Annotated in this window: 16 protein-coding genes; 4 read left to right on the top strand and 12 right to left on the bottom strand. The window is 63.5% G+C overall.

What is annotated here, in order from left to right:
• Nucleotides 1-5: 5 nt before the first annotated feature.
• The 10 genes from CKW35_RS25410 to CKW35_RS25365 all read right to left on the bottom strand — a co-directional run bounded on the left by CKW35_RS25410 (nucleotide 6) and on the right by CKW35_RS25365 (nucleotide 15,398).
• A complete protein-coding gene (locus CKW35_RS25410; protein ID WP_095117140.1) occupies nucleotides 6-1,619 on the bottom strand; it encodes a response regulator in 1,614 nt (537 codons plus the stop codon).
• A gap of 80 nt (nucleotides 1,620-1,699) precedes the next feature.
• Complete coding sequence (locus CKW35_RS25405; RefSeq protein ID WP_016486701.1) at nucleotides 1,700-2,755, bottom strand: HEAT repeat domain-containing protein; 1,056 nt, start codon at nucleotides 2,753-2,755, stop codon at nucleotides 1,700-1,702.
• A 277-nt stretch (nucleotides 2,756-3,032) separates the two neighbouring features.
• Nucleotides 3,033-4,448 carry an efflux transporter outer membrane subunit gene (locus tag CKW35_RS25400; protein WP_095117138.1) on the bottom strand — a complete coding sequence of 472 codons (1,416 nt, stop codon included), beginning with the start codon at nucleotides 4,446-4,448 and terminating at the stop codon, nucleotides 3,033-3,035.
• Nucleotides 4,445-7,624, bottom strand: coding sequence for an efflux RND transporter permease subunit (locus CKW35_RS25395; RefSeq protein ID WP_016486703.1), 3,180 nt, complete (start codon nucleotides 7,622-7,624; stop codon nucleotides 4,445-4,447). Before CKW35_RS25395 ends, CKW35_RS25400 begins: the two co-directional genes overlap by 4 nt.
• Nucleotides 7,625-7,636: 12 nt before the next feature.
• Complete coding sequence (gene mexE, locus CKW35_RS25390) at nucleotides 7,637-8,878, bottom strand: multidrug efflux RND transporter periplasmic adaptor subunit MexE (protein ID WP_095117136.1); 1,242 nt, start codon at nucleotides 8,876-8,878, stop codon at nucleotides 7,637-7,639.
• 167 nt (nucleotides 8,879-9,045) lie between these two features.
• Nucleotides 9,046-11,472, bottom strand: a complete 2,427-nt coding sequence (locus CKW35_RS25385; RefSeq protein WP_095117134.1) for a TonB-dependent receptor — start codon at nucleotides 11,470-11,472, stop codon at nucleotides 9,046-9,048.
• An 86-nt stretch (nucleotides 11,473-11,558) separates the two neighbouring features.
• Nucleotides 11,559-12,521 carry a FecR domain-containing protein gene (locus CKW35_RS25380; protein ID WP_095117132.1) on the bottom strand — a complete coding sequence of 321 codons (963 nt, stop codon included), beginning with the start codon at nucleotides 12,519-12,521 and terminating at the stop codon, nucleotides 11,559-11,561.
• Entirely contained in the window at nucleotides 12,518-13,048 is a 531-nt protein-coding gene (locus tag CKW35_RS25375) for a sigma-70 family RNA polymerase sigma factor (RefSeq protein ID WP_023048544.1), read from the bottom strand. Before CKW35_RS25375 ends, CKW35_RS25380 begins: the two co-directional genes overlap by 4 nt.
• Before the next feature lie 158 nt (nucleotides 13,049-13,206).
• The gene (locus tag CKW35_RS25370; RefSeq protein WP_095117130.1) at nucleotides 13,207-14,793 is read right to left on the bottom strand and encodes a rhodanese-related sulfurtransferase; all 1,587 of its coding nucleotides are present in this window, start codon (nucleotides 14,791-14,793) and stop codon (nucleotides 13,207-13,209) included.
• Nucleotides 14,790-15,398: a cysteine dioxygenase gene (locus CKW35_RS25365; protein WP_016486709.1), complete on the bottom strand. Its 609-nt coding sequence runs from the start codon at nucleotides 15,396-15,398 to the stop codon at nucleotides 14,790-14,792. The genes CKW35_RS25370 and CKW35_RS25365 overlap by 4 nt, the downstream gene beginning before the upstream one ends.
• Before the next feature lie 303 nt (nucleotides 15,399-15,701).
• Between CKW35_RS25365 and CKW35_RS25360 the strand changes: the two genes are divergently transcribed.
• Both CKW35_RS25360 and CKW35_RS25355 read left to right on the top strand, forming a co-directional pair.
• Entirely contained in the window at nucleotides 15,702-16,637 is a 936-nt protein-coding gene (locus CKW35_RS25360) for an ABC transporter substrate-binding protein (RefSeq protein ID WP_095117128.1), read from the top strand.
• A gap of 139 nt (nucleotides 16,638-16,776) precedes the next feature.
• Entirely contained in the window at nucleotides 16,777-18,084 is a 1,308-nt protein-coding gene (locus tag CKW35_RS25355; protein ID WP_023048547.1) for an LLM class flavin-dependent oxidoreductase, read from the top strand.
• Here the strand turns inward: CKW35_RS25355 and CKW35_RS25350 are convergent.
• A complete protein-coding gene (locus CKW35_RS25350) occupies nucleotides 18,078-19,268 on the bottom strand; it encodes a type II secretion system F family protein (RefSeq protein ID WP_060516432.1) in 1,191 nt (396 codons plus the stop codon). The genes CKW35_RS25355 and CKW35_RS25350 overlap by 7 nt on opposite strands.
• A gap of 11 nt (nucleotides 19,269-19,279) precedes the next feature.
• Nucleotides 19,280-19,705 (bottom strand): type II secretion system major pseudopilin GspG, encoded by a 426-nt coding sequence (gene gspG / locus CKW35_RS25345; protein WP_024717645.1) that lies wholly within the window; start codon nucleotides 19,703-19,705, stop codon nucleotides 19,280-19,282.
• A 184-nt stretch (nucleotides 19,706-19,889) separates the two neighbouring features.
• Between gspG and CKW35_RS25340 the strand changes: the two genes are divergently transcribed.
• Together CKW35_RS25340 and CKW35_RS25335 are read left to right on the top strand one after the other, a co-directional pair.
• Nucleotides 19,890-20,468: a lytic transglycosylase domain-containing protein gene (locus CKW35_RS25340; protein WP_016486714.1), complete on the top strand. Its 579-nt coding sequence runs from the start codon at nucleotides 19,890-19,892 to the stop codon at nucleotides 20,466-20,468.
• A 90-nt stretch (nucleotides 20,469-20,558) separates the two neighbouring features.
• Nucleotides 20,559-22,016 (top strand): HAMP domain-containing sensor histidine kinase, encoded by a 1,458-nt coding sequence (locus tag CKW35_RS25335; protein WP_016486715.1) that lies wholly within the window; start codon nucleotides 20,559-20,561, stop codon nucleotides 22,014-22,016.
• Nucleotides 22,017-22,121: the final 105 nt, after the last annotated feature.

Here is a 22,121-nt window from a genome sequence, read left to right as displayed (position 1 = left end):
GGGGTTCAGGGGCGGCCCAGAATCTGCGTGACCTGCGTCTGCAAGTCTTTCAGTTCGAATGGTTTGCAGATCAAGTGCATGCCCGTGCCCAAAAAACCCTCGCGGGCCATGGCCGTTTCCGCGTAGCCGGTGATGAACAGCACGGGCAAATGTGGATGCAGGCTGCGGGCAATTTCGGCCAGTTGACGGCCATTCATACCGGGCAGGCCGATGTCGCTGACCAGCAAATCCACGGGCTGAGAGGAGCGCAACACCTTGAGCCCTTGGGTGGCGTTGGCCGCGCTGCGGCAGGGGAAGCCGCTCTCACGCAGTGCCTGGCACAACAATTGGCGCAGATGGGGGTCGTCTTCGACCACCAGCACGTGACGGCCCCGGCTCTCCTGCACAGGTATCGGCTTGCTTGGTGCCGTTGCCTGGCCGATATGGCGCGGCAGGTACAGGTCTACCCGAGTGCCCAGGCCAATCTGGCTGTGCAGTGCGAGATGCCCGTGAGACTGCCTGCTGAAGCCGTAGACCATCGACAGGCCGAGGCCGATACCCTGGCCGATCGCCTTGGTACTGAAAAACGGCTCGAAAGCGCGCTCAAGGGTGCTTTGCGCCATGCCCTGGCCGTCATCGATGATGCTCAGGCGCAGGTAGTCACCAGGACACAGAGCTCCACTGGTGAACTGCTTGCTGGGGATATGCTGGTTGCTTGCCTCGACTCGCAGCTGGCCGCCACTGGGCATGGCTTCTGAGGCATTGAACAGCAGGTTGTCGAGGGCTTCCTGCAACTGTTTGGCATCAGCTTCTACGGGCCACAGGTCTTTGGCGGTATGCACGTGTAACGTTATGGCAGGGTTGAGGCAGGTTTTCAGGCGTTTCACCTCGAGCAGGCCGTGCAGGTCGACACGCTGGCTGTTCAGCGATTGACGGGAGGAGAAGGCCAGCAAGCGGTGGGTCACGCGAGCGGCGCGTGTTACTGCCTCACGTCCCATCCGCAGTACGCTGTCAAGGCCATCGCTGCGGCCTTGATGCAGGCGCCGTTCAATCAGTTCGAAGCTGCCGCCAATGCTGGTAAGCAGGTTATTGAAGTCGTGAGCAACACCCCCGGCCAGTTGGCCAATGGCTTCCATCTTGCGTGTCTCGTAGCAGGCGAACTCGCTGGGTTTGTGTTCCTTCTCTGGCGGCGCTCCCAGTGAGTTCAGGCGCTGCTGCAGGTCGTGCAACTGGTCGCGTGCAGCGTATTGCCGTCGTCGGTTGCGCAAGGCGGATCGGGTCATGTGCAGCAGTTGGTCGTTGTCGAACGGGGCGACCAGCAGCAAAAGATTCCCCTCTGGGTGGTTGCCTGCACAAGCGGCCGACCAGGCGCCCTGCATGAGCAGCACGATGGGCAGGTCCGACCAGCTCTGTTGCTGGTCGATGAATGCTTGCAGCAACGCACTGGGGCCGTTGTCGAACACTTGCTCGGCAATGATTGCCAGGCCTGCGCCTTCTGCCAGGCAAGTCTGCAGGTTGGACAGGTCAACGGTGCACAGGCTATTGATGCCGGCTGAGGCGAGCAGGCGCGAGGTATCCGCCGCTAATGGCGGGGGTGCCAGGATCAAGGCACGTTCATCCAGCGCCAATGAATGGGACAAAACGACTCTCCTGCAGGGGTGGCCTGATACCCACTGGACCCTTGGTAAACGGCCTGGGTTCAACAATAGTCAGATATTGCCTATAGGCCTTGCTGCAGTGCGGGGTCGTCCGGGTTCTGCCGTTCCAGCTCGGCCAATAGCACTTGAACGTTCTGCAATTGCCCGGTCTCTTTCCAGTACTGGATCAGCAGCACTCGAGCGCGGCGGTTGGCCGGCTCCCGGTTGAGCACGGTTTCCAGCTGCTTTTGGGCTGCGTCGAGTTGTTCCAGTTCGTGCAGAGTGACTGCCAGCGTATAGCGGTAATCGGCGTTGTCCGGGTCCAGTTCGACGGCGCGGGACAAGGCAAGCAAGGCGTATTCACGTTGCTCGTGGCGGATCAGCCAGAGCCCAAGCTCGTACTGCAGGAAGGCTGAGTCGGGGCTGAGTGCCAAGGCTTTGCCCAGTACCTGGCGCGAGGCATCGTGCTGGCCCTGACGCTCCAGCAAACGCACCTGGGTGGCCAAGGCGTCGAGGTTGCCGGGTGCAACGTCCAGCGCGCGCTGCAGGGCCGCGGCTGCCTGGGCGTAGTCGTTTTCGTGCAGGTACAGGCGGGCCAGGTGTACCTGGGCGTCGGCATCCTCGGGTTGTTGCTCGAGCGCCTGCTGGTAGTGTTCAAGGGCTGCCTGCAACGGGCCGAAGTACAGGCCGATAGCATCGGGGTCGAGGCCTAGCAGCGCATCCACGGCAGCAAAGCGCACGCTTTGTTCGTCGTCGTCCAGCAGTGGGCCGAGTACCAGGCTGCGCTGCGCCGCCGGCAGCAGGCGGCGGATACCGGAAATGGCCGCACGGCGCACCAGCGGGTCGGCATGCTCCAGGTCCTGGCGGGCGAGTTTCAATGCCTGGGGGGAGGGGTAGTTGGGTAACTCGGCATACAGTGCAGCGCGGCGGATAGGGGGCAGGTCGTCGCGTTGCAATTGCTGGTACAGCACGCGCGCAGCGCCGGGTTGGCCGTCATGGGCCTGGCGCAGCGCCTTGGCATAGCTGTGTGCAGGCAAGGTCGGCGGGGCTGGCTGCTCATCGCGCCACAGGTAACCGAACAGGGCCGATACCAGGATCAACAGCAGCAGGGCGATCAGGTAGCGGTTGCGTCTGTGCATCGGACGGTCCGTGGTGGCGGGAAGGGCAGAGCTTGGGCCAGCCGGGGGGCAAATGCAACCGAGTGCAGGCACCAAGGCGGTCGCGCGCGTATCTCGCAGGTTTCGATTGGCCCGAAACAAACGTAGGAGCGAGCGCAGCTCGCGATGCGCCGCGCGGGCGGCGCTCGATCTCGCAGGCGCTGAAAATTCAACGACATAAAAAAGCCCCGCCGACCAAGGCCTGCGGGGCAAACGGTTGGGGGAGGAGCCAACCAAAGGAGTCGTTTGAACGGGTGTATCAGCGTGCGCTGGCCACCGTCTGCGGTTGCCAGCCGCCGCCCAGGGCTTTGTAGATGGAGACGATGCCGCGGTACAGATCGACCTCCCCCTGGGCCTGCGCATCCTCAGCGCTCAGCCGCTCGCGCTCGGCGTCGAGCAGTACCAGGTAGTCCACCGTGCCTTCGCGATAGCGAATCGAGGCCAGCTCCGCTGCCTTGCGGCTGGCGTCGCTCTGGCGCATCAGCGACAGCAGGCGCTGCTGGGTCTTGTCGTAATCGCTGAAGGCGTTGGCCGACTCTTCCAGGGCCACCAATACCTGCTGTTCGTAGTTGGCCAGAGCCCCTTCGGCATCGGCTTTGGCACCGCGCAGGCGGGCCCGCACGCTGCCCAGGTCGAAGGCCGCCCAGGTAATGCTGGGGCCCAACGCCCAGGCATTGGCTGCCGAGGAGCCGATCTGCGAGCCGCGAGCGGCGGTAAAGCCAAGGAAGCCACTGAGGCTGACGCGAGGGAACAGGTCTGCCGTGGCCACGCCGACATTGGCGGTGGCGGCAGCCAGCTGGCGTTCGGCGCTACGGATGTCCGGACGACGGCGTAGCAGCTCCCCCGGGTCGCCCACCGGCAATGCCTTGGCGATGGCCGGCAGGGCCTTGGGCGACAGGTCTACGCTGAGCGCGTCAGGGCGCTGGCCGAGCAGGGTGGCGATGCGGTGCCGCGCCCGGGCCTGTTCGGCCTGCAGTTGCGGCACGGTGGCTTCGACCCCGGCCAGGCGTGCATCGGCACGCACGACATCGAGGTCGTTGCCCACACCGGCATCGCGCAGGGTTTCGGTAATGGTCCGCGACTCCTGCTGGGTCTTGAGGTTTGCCAGGGCGATTTTCTCGCGCAGTTGCGCACCGCGCAGCTGCCCATAGGCATCGACCAATTCGGCGATCAGGCTGACCTGCAACTGTTGCAGGTCGGCGGCAGCTACCGCTTCCTGGGCCTCGCTGGCTTCGATCTGACGCTGGATGCGGCCGAACAGGTCAAGCTCCCAGGCCATGTCCAGGCCCAGGTCGTAGCGCTCGCTGTTCACCCGCTGCGTGGTCTGGCCGGGGATCTGGCCCTTGCCGATGTCGCTGCTGGCGCGGCTGGTCACGACCGGGAACTGGTCGTTCTCGGCGTCTTCGCGGATCGAACGGGCGGATTTCAGACGGGCGAAGGCCACGCGCAAGTCACGGTTGCCGTCCAGCGAAGCCTGCACCAGCTGGTTGAGCACCGGGTCGTCGAACTGCTTCCACCACAGGCTTTCGAAGCGGCTACGGTCATAAGCTTTGGCCTGCACATCACTGTTCAGTTGTGCAGGTTCGGTGGCCGGGGCCTGGTAGTCCGGGCCTACCGCACAGGCCGCCAGGGCCAGTGCCAGCAGGCTTGGGGTCAGGGGTTTGAGCAGGTTCATGCATGGTTCTCCAGCACTTGAGCGTGTTCGGCCTTGCGGGCCTGGCGGCGCTCGACGAAACGGCGGATCAGGAAGAAGAACACCGGGGTCAGGAACAGGCCGAACACGGTCACGCCAATCATCCCCGAGAACACTGCCACACCCATGGCATGGCGCATTTCCGAGCCGGCACCGGAGCTGAACACCAGCGGAACCACACCCATGATGAAGGCAATCGACGTCATCAGGATCGGCCGCAGGCGCAGGCGGCAGGCTTCCAGTACCGCAGCCAGCGGGTCAAGGCCTTTGGCCTGCTCATCCTTGGCGAACTCGACGATCAGGATCGCGTTCTTGCACGCCAGGCCCACCAGCACGATCAGTCCGATCTGGGTGAAGATGTTGTTGTCGCCACCTGACACGATCACACCGGTAATGGCCGACAGCAGGGTCATCGGTACGATCAGGATCACCGCCAGCGGCAAACTCCAGCTTTCGTACTGGGCGGCCAGCACCAGGAACGCCAACAGCACGCACAGAGGGAACACCAGCAGCGCGGTGTTACCCGAGAGGATTTGCTGGTAGGTCAGGTCGGTCCACTCGAAGGTCATGCCGTTGGGCAGTTCCTCTTTCAGCAGCTTCTCGATGGCAGCTTCGGCCTGGCCAGAGCTATAACCCGGGGCTGCTGCACCGTTGATTTCTGCGGTGATGAACCCGTTGTAGTGCATGACGCGGTCTGGCCCAGAGGTGTCGCTGACCTTGAGGAAGGTCGCCAGCGGAATCATCTCGCCGAGGTTGTTGCGCACTTTCAACTGGCCGATCTGCTCGGCATCGAGGCGGAACTGCTGCTCAGCCTGGACGTTGACCTGGTACGTACGGCCAAAGCGGTTGAAGTCGTTGGTGTACAGCGAGCCCAGGTAAACCTGCAAGGTGTCGAAGATGTCGGTGATCGCCACGCCGTGGGTCTTGGCCTTTTCCCGGTCGATGGCGGCATCAACCTGCGGCACGTTGACCTGGTAGCTGGTGAACAGGCCCGCCAGCTCCGGCACGTTGTGGCTTTTGGCGATGATGTTCTGGGTTTCTTTGTACAGCGCTTCGTAACCCAGGTTGCCACGGTCTTCGATTTGCAGGCGGAAGCCGCCGATTGTGCCCAGGCCCTGTACTGGCGGCGGCGGGAAGATCGCGATGTAGGCGTCCTGGATATCGGCGAACTGGGCATTGAGTGCAGCCGCGATGGCAGCGGCCGACTGGCTCGGGTCCTTGCGCTCATCAAACGGCTTGAGCGGGGTGAACACAATGCCGCTGTTCGGGCTGTTGGTGAAACCGTTGATCGACAGGCCAGGGAAGGCCACCGAGTCGGCCACGCCAGGTTGCTTCAGGGCAATTTCGCTCATGCGCTTGATCACCGCCTCGGTACGGTCGAGGCTGGCGGCGTCAGGTAACTGGGCAAATGCCACCAGGTACTGCTTGTCCTGGGCCGGCACGAAACCGGTCGGCGTGGACGAGAAGCCGAGGTAGGTCAGGCCCATCAGGCCGGCATAGACGAACAGGGCGATGCCGCTGGAGCGGATGACACGGCGCACGCCACCCACGTAGCGGTGGCTGGCGCGGTCGAAGAAACGGTTGAACGGGGAGAACAGCCAGCTGCCCAGCAGCTTGTCGAGGAACCGTGAGAAACGGTCCTTGGGCGCATGGTGGTCCTTGAGCAGCACGGCAGCCAGGGCCGGCGACAGGGTCAGCGAGTTGAACGCCGAGATCACGGTGGAAATGGCGATGGTCAGGGCGAACTGCTTGTAGAACTGCCCGGTAAGGCCCGAAATGAAGGCCGCAGGGACGAACACGGCGCACAGCACAAGGGCGGTGGCAATGATCGGCCCGGTCACTTCGCTCATGGCTTTTTGCGTGGCTTCCAGCGGTTTGAGACCCAGCCCGATGTTGCGCTCGACGTTTTCCACCACGACGATGGCGTCGTCCACCACGATGCCGATGGCCAACACCAACCCAAATAGCGACAAGGCGTTGAGCGAGAAGCCAAACAGGTGCATCACCGCAAAGGTGCCGATCAACGATACCGGCACAGCCAGCAGCGGAATGATCGAGGCACGCCAGGTCTGCAGGAACAGGATGACGACCAGCACGACCAGCACCAGGGCTTCAAACAGGGTGTGCACGACTGCTTCGATGGAGCCGCGCACGAAGATGGTCGGGTCATAGACGATGCTGTAGTCCATCCCTTCAGGGAAGTCCTTCTTCAGCTCGGCCATTTTCGCCCGCACTTCATCGGAGATCTCGATGGCGTTGGAGCCTGGGCGCTGGAAAATCGGGATCGCCACCGCTGGCTGGTTGTTCAGCAGCGAGCGCAAGGCGTACTGGCTGGAGCCGAGCTCGACCCGGGCGATATCTTTCAGGCGCGTGATCTCGCCATCGGCACCGGCACGGATGATGATGTTTTCGAACTCTTCCTCGTTGACCAGACGGCCCTGGGTGTTGATCGACAGCTGGAAGCTGGTGGAACCGGGGGCGGGCGGGGCGCCCAGCTGGCCGGCGGCCACCTGGCGGTTCTGCTCGCGGATGGCCGCGACCACATCGCTGGCGGTGAGGTTGCGCGAAGCGGTCTTGTTCGGGTCCAGCCACACGCGCAGTGAGTAGTCGCCCATGCCGAACAGCTGCACGTCGCCTACGCCGCCCAGGCGTGCCAGCTCGTCCTTGATGTTGAGGATGGCGTAGTTGGACAGGTAGAGCATGTCGTAGCGGTTGTCCGGTGAGGTCAGGTGCACGACCATGGTCAGGTCGGGCGAGGCCTTGTCAACGGTGATACCGATACGCGTCACTTCTTCAGGCAGCTTGGGCTGGGTACGGGTGACGCGGTTCTGCACCTGCACCTGGGCGTTGTCCAGGTCGGTGCCCAGGGCGAAGGTGATGGTCAGCGTCAGCTTGCCGTCTGCGGTGGACTGGGAAGACATGTACAGCATGTTCTCCACACCGGTAATGGCCTGCTCCAGCGGCGCGGCAACGGTTTCGCCAATGACCTTGGGGTTGGCGCCCGGGAAGTTGGCACGCACCACCACGGTGGGCGGCACCACCTCGGGGTATTCACTGATCGGCAGCTGGAACAGCGAGATCGAACCCGCAATCAGCAGCACCAGCGACAGCACCGCGGCGAAAATCGGCCGGGTAATGAAGAATTTCGAGAAGTTCATCGGTAGGTTCCCTTAACCGCGTGGCGCCTGGGCGCTGGCGACTTTCACGTTGTTGCCCGCCACCTTCGGCGCCGGGTTGCTGGCCTCCAGTGCCTGGCGCTGCTGGGCGAGGGCAGCGAGGGTCTGTTCGCTGGCCATCTGGGTTTCTTCCGGGGTGACCGGCGAGCCTGGGCGCACGCGCTGCAGGCCCTTGACCACGATGCGGTCATCCTTGCCCAGGCCGCTGCGCACGATGCGCAGGCCTTCCAGCTTTGGCCCCAGTTCCACGGCGCGGTAGGCGGCCTTGTTGTCCTTGTCCATGACCAGCACGAACTTCTTGCCAAGGTCGGTGCCCACAGCTTCGTCATTGATCAGTACGGCGTCGTACTGCGCGCTGCCCACCAGCTTCAGGCGTGCGTACAGCCCCGGGGTGAACTGGCCGTCGCGGTTGTCGAAGACTGCACGGCCGCGGATGGTGCCGGTGCGCGGGTTGACCTGGTTGTCGACGAAGTTCATCTGGCCCAGGTGCGGGTTGCCGGTTTCGTTGGTCAGGCCCAGGTACACGGGGGTGCTCTGGCCACGCTGGCCGTCGCGCGCCAGCTGGGTGTACTTGAGGTACACGCGCTCGTCGGCGTCGAAGTAGGCGTAGACCTTGTCGGTGGACACCACGCTGGTCAGCGGGGTGACATCGGCAGTGACAATGTTGCCGGCAGTGAACTGGGCGCGGCTGACGCGGCCACTGATAGGCGCGGTGACGCGGGTAAAGCTGAGGTTCAGGCGCGCCAGGTCGAGTTGCGCCTGGATCGCGTCGACGCCGGCGCGGGCTTCGGCGGCAGCGCTGCTACGCGATTCTGCAAGCTCGGCAGAAATGGCGTTGCTGTCGCGCAGGCGCTCGCCACGGCGGGCTTCGTTGGCGCTGCGAATGGCGGTGGCTTTGGCTTGTTGCAGTTGGGCTTCGAGGCGGCGGACTTCAGCCTGGAACGGGCGCGGGTCGATCTGGAACAGCAGGTCGCCTTTTTTGACCTGGGCGCCTTCGGTGAAGGCGACCTGATCGATCTGGCCAGCGACCCGCGGGCGAACTTCGACCGTTTCCGGGGCTTCGAGGCGGCCGGTGAACTCGTCCCATTCGTTGATCGGTTGCTCGATCACCTTGGCCACAGTGACCTTCGGCGCGGCGGGAGCCTGCACGGCGTCTGGGGTTCGACCGCAAGCGCTGATCACCACCACTGCCAAGGCAGCGAGGGGAAAGCGCAAGGGTTTGAGAGATTGTTCCATGGAGAACTCCGCCAATGTATTAGTAGTGGGCGGAGTGTGAGTGTCTTGCGCGTGAGGCACGAATCGAACGGGACGAAGGTTAATATCACGCTGAATGATATGTGTGGATCATTCATCGATGGCGGGCATGATGGGGCTGCCCGGCAGCCCCGTTCGCGTGCATTCCCTCAGAACCGCCAGCGGGCATTCGCCACCAGGTTGCGTGGCTCACCATAAGAGCCGGAGCTAAACGTGCCCAGGCCGTCGTAGTACTTCTTGTCGAACAGGTTGTTCAGGTTCAGCCCCAAGCTCAGGTGTTCATCGAAGGCATAGTTGGCCAGCAGCCCGACCACGCCATAGTCACGCTGGTGCGCCTTGGTGCCCAGGTCTGAATTGACCGCGTAGATATCGCTTTGCCATGTCATGTTGCCGCCCACTGTCAGCTTGTTCCAGTCACCGGGCAGGCGATAGGTGGTGGCCAGCTTGAACAGGTTCATCGGCTGGTTGGTCTCGACGCGGTTGCCCTCCTTGTCGTGGGACTCGCGGTAGGTGTAGCCGCCAAATAGATTCCAGCCTGGCAGTACCTCGCCGGAAATTTCCGTCTCGATGCCGCGGGTGGTGGTGCCGGCAATGGCCCGGTAGATTTCCTGGGGGCCACTGTCATCCACCAATTGCGGCGTGTTCTTCTGTTTGACTTCGAACAGTGCGGCGCTGGCGTTCAAAGCGCCGTCGTAGAACTCGCCCTTGATGCCAAGCTCGTAGTTGTCGCCTTCGAGCGGGTCCAGCGAGGTATTGCTGGCGGTCTTGTAATAGGTCTGTGGCAGGAAAATCTGCGTCCAGCTGGCGTACACCGAATACGTGTCGTTCAGGTCCAGCACCACACCGGCGTAGGGCGTGACCACGCCGGACTTCTTCGTCCGGTCGCGGCCAGTGACCTCGCCGGTCAAATCATCGCTGCTGTCGTCCTTCTGGTTCCACCAGCTGACCCGGCTGCCGAGGATGATCGACAGCGGATCATACGGCTTGAGGCGCACGGCGGCGTAGACACCGGACTGGCTCAGGCGTGACAGGCTCTCTTCGGTCTTGGCCAGGTGCGGTTTGCCATGGGGGTTGCCATCCCACTCATAGATGTTGTCGACCGCAGGGAAGCCGCGTTCGTAGGTGGGGTAGTTGAGGTGGGTGTAGGCCAGGTTGCTGCCCAACACCAGCTCATGTTCGCGGCCACCCAGCTGGAAGGGGCCGGTGGCGTACAGGTCGAAATTGTCCTGGGTCTGGTAGCTGTCCAGGCGGTTGATATACATCGATACGCCGCTGCCGGTAAGCGGGTCGGGCGTACCGGCGCTGGCGGAGCCGGTGACGCCACGGCGGTACGCGTACTGGTGGCTGTATGCGGCCTTGGCGACCCAGTCGTTGGCCAGCTTGTGCTCCAGCATGCCGGTGAAGTTGTACTGGGTATTGTTCAGGTAGCTCCAGCGTGCGGCCGGGTTGAACGACCGCGAGAAGTTTGTTGCGCTGCCATCGCTGTTGAACAAAGGGATGTGCCCGAAGCTGACGCCGTCGGCATTGTTGTTCTGGTAGTCGAGGCTCAGGCGCAGCAGGGTGTCTTCGCTCAGGTCGATGTCCAGGGCGCCGTACATCACGCGCTTGTCGGTCTTGTACCAGTCAACGAACGAGTTGGCGGTTTCGTACACCCCGACCAGGCGGCCACGGATGTTGCCGGCTTCGGTGAGCGGCCCGGAGACATCGGCCTCGGTGCGGTAGCGGTCCCATGAACCGACTTCGCCAGCCACCGTCGCCTGTGCATCCTCCGTAGGCCGCTTGCGCACCAGGTTGAGCGTGGCTGACGGCGTGCCTGCGCCACTGAGCAGGCCGGTGGCACCTCGTACCACTTCGACTCGGTCATAAATTGCCATGTCGGCCAAGGTACTGGTGAATTGCTGCGACTCGTTGGCGATTTGCGCAGGGATACCGTCGTACTGGAAGTTCTGGATCTGGAAGCCGCGGGCGTAGAAGGTATAGCGTTCGCTGTCACGATGGTTGCTGGAAAGCCCCGGTGTGAACTTCACCACATCGTCGATCGAGGCCAGGTGGTGATCATTCATCACCTGGTGCGTGACCACGCTGACCGACTGCGGCGTTTCGCGCAGTGACAGGCCCAGCTTGGTTGCGGTACGGGTACGTCCGGTGGTGTAGGCACCGGTGTTCTCGGTGGTTTCGCCCAGGCCATCGCCCACCACACTGGTCGCGCCCAGCTGCACGGCATTGCCGGTTTCGGCTGGGTACAGCACATAGGCACCTTGCTCGGCAGGCGCAACGCCCAGGCCGGTGCCAGCCAGAAGAGTGGCGAAGCCCTGTTCGACACTGTAGGTGCCTTGCAGGCCGGCACTTTGCTTGCCAGCAGTGAGCTGGCTGTCGAACGACAGCACAATCCCGGCCGCGTTGGCGAAGCGGCCGAGCACCGTGCTCAGCGGGCCGCTGCTGATGGCGTAGGTCTTCTGCGCGTTGGCTGCCTGGGCCACGGCTGCACCGGGTAGCAGCGGCGGAAGCAGGGCGAGCGAGGCGCCGAGCAAGGCAAACGTGAGTGCTTGGCGGGGTGGTGAGATAAGGCGGCGCATACGGGCTTCCTGGGCGTAGGGTTTTCGGTGTATTGCCAGGGAGGCGAATGGGCGAGGGCAAATCGACAATGCCCTGTGCATTTTTTTCAGGCATTGCCTCTCAATGGCTCCACGCGTGTCCAGAAGCGGGTATGGCGCACCAGCTTTACCGGCAGCGAGCGGGCAACGGTAGCCAGGGTCAGGTCAAGATCGGTGAGCGAATAGGCGCCGGAAACCCGCAAGTGGCCGACGGCCGTGTCGCAGCCCAGGTAGCCGCTGCGGTACCGCTGTAATTCTTCGAGCAGGTGATCCAGGCGCCAATCGTCCACCACCAGTTGGCCTTCGGTCCAGGCCGCGTCGGTACTGGCCAGTGGCATGCGTTGCAGGATGCGGGTTTTGTCGAACAACACGCCATGGCCACTGTCCAGGCGGGTTTGCTCGCCACCCGCGTTGATCGGGTTCACGACGACGGCATGCTGGTAAACGCATACGCGGGTCTGGTGGTCCTGTTGCCTGACGCTGAACCGGGTGCCCAGCGCCCTGATGTGGCCTTCGGCAGTGCTGACCATGAACGGGCGGTGATCGGCGGCAGTTTCGACAAAGATCTCCCCGGCACGCAGCCGTAGCTGGCGGGTGTCGTTGCTGAAGGCAATGTCCACCGCACTGCCGGTGTTGAGGATCAGGCGGCTGCCGTCACTCAGCGTCAACCTGCGCTGTTCGCCGATGGCGGTGCGCACATCGGCCAGCCACGCCGGCGCATCGCGATAACCGCGCCAGCCCAGGGCGCCAAGCCCCGCGCCCAGCAACAGCCCCTTGAGCAGCATGCGCCGCTGCAGCGCCGGGCCCTGCTGGCCAGCACGCTCCAGCACGTCATGGCCCAGTGCGCCTTGTGCTTGGTTCAGTTGAGCCTGCAACATGGCCACCCGTTGCCAGGCCCACTGGTGCTGCGGGTCGGCCGCATGCCAGGCCTGCCAGCGTTGCTGCAGGTCCGGGTCGGCAGGGGCCTCGCCCAGCCGGGCAAACCACTGCGCGGCGGCGCTCAGTGCCTGTCTTTGGGGCAGCGGGCTCACTGGGCGTGTTCCAGGGCAAACAGCAAGCAGTGCTCGGTGGCGCGGGCAATGTACTTGGTGACCGAACTGACTGATACGCCCATCTGGGCGGCGATGTCCTTGTAGCCCAGGCCACGCAACTGCGATAACAGAAACGCCTGCTTGACCTTCTTGCCCAGGCCTTCAAGCATCGCATCCAGTGCTTGCAGGGTTTCTACCAGCATCCAGCGTTCCTCGGGGGAAATCGCATACTGTTCGGGCTGTTCGGCCAACAGTTGCAGGTAGGCCTGCTCCAGTGCCCGACGGCGGAAGCTGTCAATCATCACGCGCCTGGCCATGGTGACCAGAAAGTGGCGTGGCTCGCGCAGTTCACTGAGCAAAGGCTGGCTGCGGTCGGCCAGCAGTACACGCACGAACGTGTCCTGGGCCAGGTCGGCGGCCTGCTGCGAACACTGCAGGCGGCCACGCAGCCAGTTCACCAGCCAGCCATGGTGGTTGGCGTACAGGCCGGCCAGGCTGTGTCCGGTCGAGGGGAGGGAGTCAGGCATGGTGCTGTTGCGCGCTAATGAGAATTAGTCGCAATTTATTTCAATTACGCACATTCAGCAATGGCCCAGCTACAAAGGTGAGGGGGAAGAGACGCTGCCCGGAACAGGCAGGGGCGGTGATGTGTTGCGAAAAGGGGCGCAACGCGCCCCCGGCAATCTCAGCTCAATACGTTGAACCCGTGGGTGCCATCCCGCTCTAGCTGGGCAATCAGCCCGAACTCCCAGTCCAGGTACCCCTGCATGGCCTCCCGCGGGTTATCAGTGCCTTCATAGGGCCGGCGATAACGGTCGGTACGCGCCACCGCCAGGTGCGTTTCGCCACTTTCCAGCGGCTTGCCTGCCGCAATCCACCGCGCCGTGCCGCCCTCCAGTACGTACACCGGTGTCTGCGTAAGCGCCTGCAAGTCTACCGCCGCAAAGCGTGCCAGCAGGCTGCTGCCGCAGGTCAGTACATAGCGCTCGGCTACTGGCAGCTGTTCCAGCACCTGCGGCAACTGCGCGCGAATTGCCCAGTGGGCACCCGGAATGTGGCGTTTCACGTAGTTGGCACTGGTGGTGAAGTCCAGCAGCACGGTGCCTGGCGTTTGCAGCCAGTCGTCCAGCTGCTCGACCCCGATTTCGGAGACTGCAGGCAGTGGAGGTTGGGGGGGCTGCCAATCGCCGGTCTCGCTGAAATCTTGCGCCGACAGGTCATCGAGCACGGCGACCTGCCAGCCCATTTGCGCCAGCCATGAAGCACTCATGTTGGCCCGCACGCCGTCATCATCCACCAGCACGATGCGCGCCCCGCGCACGCTGGCGACGTGGTCGGTTTCCTGCACCAGTTGCCCGCCCGGTACACTGCGGCTGGCCGGCAGGTGGCCGTGGGCATATTCCTCGGGGGTGCGCACATCGAACAGGTAGGTGGTGCGCTGGGTATCGGCCTGCCAGGCGGCCAGGGCTTCGCGCTCCAGGCGCAGCACACCGGCACGGTCGGCCACATTGCGTGCGCGTTGGGCGGCGTTGGCGCGGGTGTTGTCGCTCACCTCGGCGAAGCGGCGCTCCTGGCCGTGCGCCAGCGCTTGCCCGGCCAGGGTCCAGCCGATGGTGCCGTTGCGCAGGGCAGCCACGGGGTTGGGGATGCCGGCGTTGACCAGCGACTGGGTGCCGATGATGCTGCGGGTGCGTCCTGCGCAGTTGACGATGACCTGGGTAGCGGGGCTGGGCGCCAGTTCGGCAACCCGCAGTACCAGCTCGGCACCCGGCACGCTGATGCCCCCCGGGATGCTCATGGTCTGGTATTCGTCGAAGCGGCGGGCGTCGAGCACCACCACATCGGCGTTGTCGTCCAGCAGCGCTTGCACCTGTTCGGCCGCCAGCGACGGGGTATGGCGCACGCTTTCAACCAGCTCGCCAAAGGCCTTGCTCGGCACGTTCACGTCACGGAACAGCTCGCCACCGGCGGCGCGCCAGCCGGCCAGGCCGCCTTCGAGCAATGCGACATCGCTGTACCCTAACGCCAGCAGGCGTTCGGCGGCCTGATGTGCCAGGCCTTCACCTTCGTCATACACCGTAATGCGGGTGTCGCGCCGTGGCACGCGGGCGAAAATCTCCAGTTCCAGCTTGGACAAGGGGATGTTGGCAGTGAACAGGGGGTGTGCCTGGGCGAACGGGTCTTCCTCGCGCACATCGATCAGCGCCAGTTCTTCATGGGCCAGCAAGGCCTGGCGAATGTCTTGGTAGGAGCGGGTGGCAACGGTACTCATGGGGCAGGGTTCTCTTTGGACAGGTCCCAGATGTTGGGCAGAAGGCTGTTGGAATAGCCGGAAATGAACGGTTTTTCGCTGCCGTCGGGCGAGTACACCGCGCGGCTGACGGCACCGATGTTGGCGCCATAGACGTGGATGCTGATCGACACCCGGTCGTCGAACGCATTGCTGACCTGATGCACATCGCCGATGCGCGGCGAAACGGCCTCTACGTGACCGGGCTCGAGGCGCACGGGCGCGCCTGCTGGTAGTAGGGCGCCGTGTTCGCTGCGGGCAAAGCCTTGCGAGTATTCGGCGCCGCGCAGCATGCCGATCAAGCCCCACACCCGATGGTCGTGAATGGGTGTCTGCTGGCCTGGCCCCCAGACGAAGCTGACGATGGAAAAGCGCTGGCGCGAATCGCAGTGCAGCAAATATTGCTGGTAACGGGCCGGGTCTGGCTGCGCCAGTGCCTCGGGCAACCAGTCGTCATGGGCGACCAGGCTGCGCAGCAGGCCTTGGCCGTGGTCGAGGAGGGTGGCTTCGTCGGTTTCTTGGTCCACCAGTTGCGCAAGCGCGTCAATGAAAGTGCGCAGGCGCTCAAGGCGCAGGGGTTGGCTCATGATTCAGGCTCGGCTGACGGTTTGGGCTAACCCTAGCAAATGCGCTGAATATTCTCAAAAGTAAAAATATGAATAAGCTAATATGCAAAAAACGCATTTACAGAGTGGCTGATCTGTTTTGAAATGTGCGCAATGGGCAAAGCATTAGGTTATGCCCAAAACGAATTTCACGGCACTGCGCTTAATCGATAACTTATAAGCATTGCGTTATTTATATTCAAAGTGAATATGAAAGCCCCATGCCCCCACGAGACCGCACGCGCGGATCGGCCTGATGTACCCCGACGGTACCTGGAGACGAACGTGCGATATCTAAAACAATTGGCCGCCTGTGTGCTGGCCAGCTCCCTCAGCCTGACCGCTGCCGCGCAAACCCTGGTGGTCGGTGACCAGAGCTTCAATGCCCGGGCGGTGATGGAAGCGGCCGGCGTGCTCGACGACCTGCCGTATACCCTGGAGTGGAAGCAGTTTACGGCCGGCTCGCCGGTAGCCGAGGCGCTGAACGTGGGCAGCCTGGACATCGGCCTGTTGGGCGATGCGCCACCGTTGTTCCTGGGCGCCTTGGGCGCGCCGATCAAGGTGATTGCGGTAAGCCGGCAGAACCTGGATGGCGTGGCGATTCTGGCGCGCAAGGACTCGAACATTCACAGCCTCGAAGACCTGCGCGGCAAACGTGCGGCGATCTGGAAGGGCTCCTGGAGCCAGCAGTTGCTGTTCAGCGCGCTGGACAAGGCCCCCGTGCCACGTGATGCCCTGGAGCTGCGCTACCTCAGCGCCCTGGACGCCTCCCATGCCCTGGATGGCGGTTCAGTGGATGTGATCGCGACCTGGGAGCCCTATGTCACCCAGCAGGAGCGCCAAGGGGCGCGCGTGCTGGCCACGGCCGAAGGGTTGATACCGGCGCAGAGTTTCGTGGTGGCCAATGCCAAGGCGGTGGAGGCCAAGCGGGCGCAGATCAGTGATTTTCTGCAGCGTCTGAAAAAGGCCCGTGACTGGACCCTGAGCGACCCGGCCCATACCGAGGCTTATGCCGATGCCTGGGCAAAACGCACCCGTGCCGATCGCGACATTGCGCGCGCCTGGTTTGCCCGCGCACGTACCGATGTGGCACCGCTGAACCCGCAGGTGATCGTGGATGCGCAGAAGACCGTGGACTTTTTTGCCGGGCTGGGGCTGATCAAGAACTACCCGGCGTCGAGCCTGTTCGATACCTCGTTCGCGGCTGCGTTCGACCACTGAGTTTTCCTGCCGTGGCCCAATCGCCGGCAAGCCAGCGGCCACAGGATCACCACAGCCGTGGGTTCAGTGGAAAACCTGTGGGAGCTGGCTTGCCGGCGATTGGGCCGGTACAGGCAACAACTGTTATGAGGAGCTGTACATGACCACCCGCAAAATCAAGCTTGGTGCCCTGACCATGGGCTGCGGCGGCCCAGGCCGGCACAACCTGTGGCTCGACCCGGAGCTGCCCGCCGATGCCAGCGTCAACATCGACTGGTACATCGACATCGCCCGCCAGGCTGAAGCGGCGCTGTTCGACCTCATCTTCATCGTCGACAGCCAGTACATCACCCCCGGCTCACCGTCGCATTATCTCAACCGCCTGGAGCCGTTGACCCTACTCTCGGCGCTGGCAGTGACTACCCGTAACATCGGCCTGGTCGGCACCCTGACCACGTCCTACAACGAACCCTTCAACGTCGCCCGCCGCCTGGCCTCGCTGGACCTGATCAGCAAGGGCCGCGCTGGCTGGAACGTGGTCACCAGCGGTGACGCCGGTACCGCCGGCAACTATGGCCGTGACGAGCACTACGACTATGACACCCGTTATGCCCGTGCCCAGGAGCATGTGGCGGTGGTTCAGGGCCTATGGCAGTCCTATGAAGACGGGGCGTTCCCGCGCAACCGCGCTACCGGTCAATTCCTCGATCCGGGCCGGATGCATGCCCTTCACCACAAGGGCGAACACTTCTCGGTCGTAGGGCCATTGAATATTCAGCGTTCCCCCCAGGGCCAGCCGGTCATTTTCCAGGCCGGCGATTCGCAGCAAGGGCGCGAGCTTGGGGCCGCCACGGCAGATGTCATCTTCACCCATGCTGCCAGTATCGAGCAGGGCCAGGCGTTCTACCGCGATGTGAAAGGCCGCGCTGCGCGGCTGGGGCGTGACCCGGAGCAACTGCTGGTATTGCCCGGTGCCGAGATCTACGTGGGCGACACCGACGAACACGCCCGCGAGATCGAACGCCACTACCACCAGCAGGACCATAGCTTCGAGCTGGCGCTCAAAGAGTTCGGGCGCAACTTCGGCTGGCACGACTTCAGCCAGTACGACCTCGATGCACCGTTCCCGCAGGACAGCCTGGAGCATGCGCGCAGCAGCTTTTTCACCAATGCCAAGCGCATCGCCGACCAGGCCTGGGAGCAGGGGTTCAGCCTGCGCCAGGCGGTGGAGTTCGGGCGTAAGCTGCGCCCAGGTGCCTTCGTTGGCTCGGCCGAAACGGTCGCGGCAAAAATGACCGAGTGGTTCGAGGCGCGGGCGCTGGATGGTTTCAACATCTACATCGGCCACCCCGGGCAGTTTCGCCGGTTTACCCAGGAGGTGGTGCCGCTGCTGCAGGAGCGCGGGGTGTACCGCACGGCTTACGAGGGCAGCACACTGCGCGAGAGCCTGGGCCTGGCCATTCAGTGAATGCTCGAGGCCAGTTCGAAGATCGGCATGTACATCAGGATCACGATCAGGCCGATCAGCAGGCCGATGAACGTCATCAGCAGCGGTTCGAACAGTTTCACGAACCATTCCACCCAGCGGCCGATTTCCTGGTCATGGAAGTCGGCGCAGCGTTCCAGCATTTCCCCCAGGTTGCCGGACTGCTCCCCGGCCCGCAGCAGGCGCAGCGACACCGGGGTAACCAGGTGGCCGGCTTCCAGCGCATCGGACAGTGGCAGCCCTTCGCCCACCCGCTGGCTGGCCTGGCCCAGGCCCTGGGCTGCTGCGCTACCGAGCAGGCCGCGGGCCATGCCCATGGCGGTCAGGATGGGAATGCCGCCTTGCAGCAAGATGCCCAACGAGCGGTAGAAGCGCGCCAGCTCGTACATCATCAAGCGTTGATGCAGCGCCGGCAGGCGGCGCAACTGGCAGGAGGCCCAGCGCCGTACCCGTGGGTGGCGGCGCAGCAGCCACAGTGCCGTGACCCCACTGAGCGTGCCCAGCGCCAGCGGCAGTTGCTGGGCGTGCAGGAACAGCCCGATCTGCATCAATACCCGTGACAGCCAGGGCAATTCGGTGCCCATGCCCTCGAACACCTGGCTGAAACGCGGCACCACATAGCCGAGCAGGAACAGCACCACGCCGCCCCCCACCAGCAACAGCAGCAACGGGTAGACCGAGGCCCCCACCAGCTTTTGCCGAACCAGGTCCAGGCGCTGGCGGTAGCTGATGTAGCGCGTGAGGGCATCGCCCAGCGCCCCGGTGCGTTCGCTGGACTGCACCAGCGCCACATACAGCGGCGGAAATATCCGCGGCTGCTGGCCCAGGGCCTGGGACAGCGATCGGCCTTCGTACAACTGGCGTACCAGCTCGGCCAGCACCTTGCGGGTGGTGGCTGCAGGCGCCTTTTCCGCCAGGCTCTCCAGTGCGTCGATCAGCGGCAGCCCGGCATTTAGCAGGGTTGACAGTTCCTGGCTGAACAGCACCAGGTCAAAGGCCGCTTGGCGCCGCCTGGCCATGCCGCGCAGGGCACCGCCGTTGCTGCGCAGGCTGAGCACACGCAGGCCCTGATCCGCGGCCTGGCGGCGGGCCTGGTCGGCGTCCTCGGCGTCGATCTGCAACTGCACCACGCCCTGTCTGCCCAGGGCCTTGAGGCTATAGCGCATGGCCACTCTCCTTACTGCCAGCTGGTGATTTCGGCGTTTTCCCCGTCACCCCCGGGCTGGCCGTCCTTGCCCATCGACAACAGGTCGTATTCACCGCCGTTTTCGCCAGGTTGCCGGTAGATGTATGGGCGGCCCCAGGGGTCCTGCGGCACGGCCTTCTGCAGGTACGGGCCGGTCCAGCGCGCTTCACCATTGGGGGCGATGACCAGGGCCTGCAGGCCTTGCTCACTGTTGGGGTAGTGGCCGACTTCCAGGCGATACAAATCCAGCGCCTTGCTCAGCCCTTCAATCTGCGCCCGCGCCACTTTGGCTTCGGAGCGACCGAGCTGGCTGAAGTACTTGGGCGCGACGATGCCGGCCAGCAGGCCGAGCACCACCAGCACCACCAGGAGTTCGAGCAGGGTGAAGCCACGTTGCGGTTTGGTTCTGCGCTGCATGGTGAAGCCCTCCACTGCATGGGGACACAGGTTGACAGGCACCATGCAACAGCCGTGCACGTCTGCCTCGGGGCCTTGCGCCATGCGGTGCCGGAAGCGGCACAGTGCTTGCGTCGTGGTCATCGACCTCGGGTTTCCGGGGCATTTCCCCCACTTCGGGGGCCACGACGAAGAGGCGACCGTCATGCGTGGACTCATCCTCGGTTTGATATGGCTGGCGGCAGGTGTCGCCCAGGCTGATGTGTACATCTCCATCGATGCCAAGGGCGGCTACGTACTGACCAACGTCCATCGGCCTGGGCGCCATTATGAAAAGGTGATCAACGAGCCGTTGGCACAGGCCGGCCCGGCCAATGCGCAGATGATCACCGGCCGACCCTACGCTGAACTGGTCGCTGCCGCCGCGCGGGCCCACAACGTCCCTCCAGCGCTGTTGCATGCGCTGATCAAGGCCGAATCTGGCTACAACCCCAAGGCCCGGTCGTCTGCGGGCGCGGTAGGGCTGATGCAGTTGATGCCGGATACAGCACGTGAAATGGGTGTGGAAGATCGCCTGGACCCCGAAGACAACGTGCAGGGCGGGGCACGCTACCTCAAGCAGATGCTTACCTTGTTTGACAACGACATCACCCTGGCTGTGGCGGCTTACAACGCCGGCCCGGATGCCGTAATGCGGCGCGGCGCCGTGCCGCCGTTTGCCGAGACCCGGCGTTATGTACCCACCGTGCTGCGCGAATATCGCAAGTTACAGGGGTTGGAGTAATACCCTTCGGCGGATGCCATCAATTTAGCACTACGGCTTCCCCAGGTCTGGGCTATAACCTTCTGAAGGTGCTCAGCTGTGGAGCCCACCATGGACATCGCCCCTCGTTCCGACGCCATAGAAGTGCCTGCCGGTAACGAACTGGCAGCCCCACGCAAGCCATTCAACCTGTTGCGCTGGTATGCCTGGGTCAGCCTGGCCATCATCGTTTCGGTGGCTGCCGGACTTGGGTTGATATCCAGCCGTTTCATCATTGATGAAAGCGTTGAGCGCGATGCCTTGCTCACGGCACAGTTCATTACCTCTATCGCCGACGCCGAAGTGCGCCATGTGTCGATCCCCAACGTGCGCACCATGGGCGAGTTGCTGGACCCGCGCACCGACCCTGGCAACCTGCCGGACGTCGACCCGGATGCCCGGCGCAAGGCTCGCGGCGAGTTCCTCGACCACATCGCCCACCTGCCAGACATGCTGCTGGCCAACATCTATGCCCCGGACCTTACGGTGATCTGGTCCACCAACCCGGCGCTGATTGGCAAGCTGATTGATACTGACGACGACCTGGCGAGGGCGTTCGAGTACAAGATGCGGGTCTCGGCCAGCTACCACAACTTCGAACAGGCCCGTGCCGAGCAGAAATTCGTCACCCCGCCCGAGCAGCTGTTCATCGAAAACTACATTCCGCTGTTCGCTGCCGATGGCGAGCACGTCACGGCAATGGTCGAAATCTACAAAGAGCCCCATGACCTGATTGTGCGCATCGAGCATGGCCTGATACTGATCTGGCTGGCGATCACCGTCGGCGCCGCGCTGGTCTACGTCGGCCTGTACGGCATCATGCACCGCGCTGCACGGCTGCTGGCGGTGCAGCAGAAGCGGCTGATCAACAACGAAACCTATGTCGCGTTGGGGGAGGTGTCCTCAGCGGTGGCCCACAGCCTGCGCAACCCGCTGGCCAGTATCCGCTCCAGTGCCGAGTTGGCCCAAGCGTTCGACGAAGGCCCGGCGCAGCGCAATATCAACGACATCATCAGCCAGGTTGACCGGATGTCGCAGTGGATCCGCCAGATGCTGCAGTCGCTGCGTCCGCTGAACGATGAGGCGGTTGCGGTGGACTTGACGCTGGCCTTGCAGGACAGCCTTCAAACCTACGCCGTGCCGCTGGCGCGTGGCGGGGTAAGCCTGGACCTGCAGCCGTTACCGGCGGTACAGGTATTGGGGCATCCGGCTTTACTGCGGCAGATATTCAGCAGTTTGATCGCCAATGCCCTCGAATCGATGGATCAGGGCGGACGGTTGCGTATCGAGGTGGTACGCCATGACCGGCGTGGCCTGACCTTGCGCCTGTCTGACAATGGCAGGGGCATGAGCGAAGTGCAGCAGCGCATGGCCTTCCGGCCATTTTTTACCACCAAGCAAGGTGGGCTGGGGGTGGGCCTGGTGCTGGTGAAACGTATCATGGAGCGCTTCGGCGGCACCGTCAGGCTCAGCAGCAGTGAGGGCCATGGCACCCGGGTGTCGTTGAATTTCCGATTGGTCAGAAATTAATGTTTTGCGCTAAGAATAGTTTCTAACACGTTGATATATATGAGATCAGTGGTTCCTGGGTACTTATTACCCAACTGTGGGGCCTTTTCTTGAAGTCGCATTTAA

The organism is Pseudomonas sp. Irchel 3F3, from assembly GCF_900187545.1.
Taxonomy (GTDB): domain Bacteria; phylum Pseudomonadota; class Gammaproteobacteria; order Pseudomonadales; family Pseudomonadaceae; genus Aquipseudomonas; species Aquipseudomonas fortuita.
This window is presented reverse-complemented; position numbering and strand designations above follow the sequence as displayed.